The sequence below is a fragment of the Hydrogenivirga sp. 128-5-R1-1 genome, from assembly GCF_000171895.1.
This window is the reverse complement of the sequence record NZ_ABHJ01000145.1, coordinates 1-2,271: the sequence shown is the minus strand read 5'-3', so window position 1 is coordinate 2,271 and position 2,271 is coordinate 1. Positions and strand designations below refer to the sequence as shown.

Below are 2,271 nucleotides of genomic sequence, written 5' to 3'. Positions count from 1 at the left end.
TCATCAATAGGAGCATTTGCCTGGGCAATCACATACTTTTCTTCATCGTATGCTGCCAAATACTCTATCTCATTTGTAACTTTTCCATTTACAACTTTTCTGTAAGGAGTTACTAAAAATCCAAGTTCATTTAATGTACTATAAACTGTCATTGAAGAAACAAGACCAATATTCTGACCTTCAGGTGTTTCAATAGGACATACTCTACCATAATGGGTTGGATGAACGTCCCTTATTTCAAACTTAGCACTGTCTCTTGTTAGCCCCCCAGGACCAAGTGCAGAAAGTCTTCTCTTGTGTGTCAATTCTGCAAGTGGATTAGCCTGGTCCATAAACTGGGATAGTTGTCCTCCCTTTAAAAATTCAAGTATTGAACCTGTTAAGTATCTTGGATTAATAAAGTTTCCTGGTTTAACATTAGGGTCTTCTATATCTATTGTTGCAAGTCTATCTTTAAATGCTTTATTCATTCTGGCAACACCAACTCTAGCCTGAGCCTCTAAAAGCTCACCAACAGGTCTAACTCTTCTGTTTCCTAAATGAGCAATATCATCAAGCTGTTTCTTACCAAGTCTAAGCTCAAGTAAGTATTTAACTATATTTATAATGTCTACTAATTGTAAAAATCTTGCTTCTTCATCTAAATAAGCATTTACTTTTATTTCTTTAAATTTAGCATTCTTTAGTTTTTCTAAAATTTCCTGGTCTATTTTTGTACCTTTTTTAATTACTTCTTTGCCAACTTTTACATCTTCATCTAATACAAGAGGAGGATACTTTTCTAAAAGTGTATCTAAATCAAGGGGTTTTATAGTTTTTGGAATACTATGAACTTTAGCGTTAATTTTAACTCTACCTACTTTTGAAAGGTCATATCTCTGAGGGTCAAAGAACATTGTTTCAAAAAGTTCATTTGCCCTTCTTAAAAATGCTTTCGGGTCTATAGCTGCAGTATCAGTAGGTCTCATTTTTCTATAGATTTCAACTCTTGCTGCATCCTGGAATGTGAAATCTTTGTTAATTTTTGGCTGGTCTTTTTTTAATGTTTCTATGAGTATATTTCCATAAGGAGATTTTCTGAAAACAAGAGGGTCTATTGCTATAACTTCTTCTATTTCTATTCTATTGTCTGATAAATATTTTTCTAATTTTTCTGGTTCAACATGGATTTCCTGTCTTACCGTAATTTTCTTACCTTTCTCATCTTCTTCGTCTGCTAAAAACGTTATAAATATTTCATCATTTGATAATTCCTCAAGAGCAACTTCAAGATTTTTATCAACATCAATCAGTTTTCCGTCTTTTACCACAAATCGTTGTACATCTTCTCCATAAAAAGATTTTAGTATTTTATAAGTTGTATCTAAGCCAAATGCTCTTAAAACGGTAGTTCCAATAACTTTTCTTCTATCAATTTTTGCAAAGAAATGTTCAACATTAGTTGCATATTCAAATTCAAGCCTTGAACCTTTCTCAGGTATTATAGAACCTTTATATATTATTCTGGTTAATGTATCTTTAGTTTTATCCTCTTTTCCTTCAAAGAATATACCAGATGACCTTATTAGCTGTGAAACTACAACTCTCTCACTACCATTTATAATAAAATGTCCATATTTTGTTAAAAGAGGTATATCTCCAAAATAAACCTTTTCCTTTTTTGTAAACTTAGGTATAATTTCTCCTGTTTCAGGATTTAACTGATTGACAACAAGCTCAAGTAAAACCCTTAAAGGTGCTGAGTAAGTTAAGCCCTTATATTTACATTCATCAACAGTATGTTTTTCTTTATATATTAATGTACCTCCGCAGTTAGGACATTTTACTCCAACACCGCCAACAACATCATTTGGAAGTTCACTTCTACAGTTTCCACATTCCCAGTCCCCAACTTCATATGCAATATATCTAAGTTCTATTTGACCATTAGGGTCTAAAAATGGGAAAGAAGTTCTGAATAAATTTTCTAAACCTTTATTTTCTCTTTCATATGGGTTTTTATTAAACTGAACAAAGCTTTCAAATGAGTTTTTAACTACGTGAAGTAAATCTGGAGGTGCTATTGCTTCTTCTTTTCTTTTAAGAGATTTTCTTAAAGGGTTGTAATTTATGTTTTTTATTGTTTTCATTGTACACCACCTTAATGGAGTTTTATTTATTCAAAATAAAATGGAAAAAGGCAGACTAACCCCTAAGAGTATAGCCTGCCTTTAATTATATGTATATATTATAAACTGCAAAGCTTAAATTACTTAACTTCGACTGTAGCAC

Annotated in this window: 1 pseudogene; it reads right to left on the bottom strand. The window is 31.8% G+C overall.

Features of this window, described 5'->3' with window-relative positions:
* Nucleotides 1–2,129, bottom strand: a pseudogene (locus HG1285_RS04105) (DNA-directed RNA polymerase subunit beta); the annotation flags it as partial.
* Nucleotides 2,130–2,271: the final 142 nt, after the last annotated feature.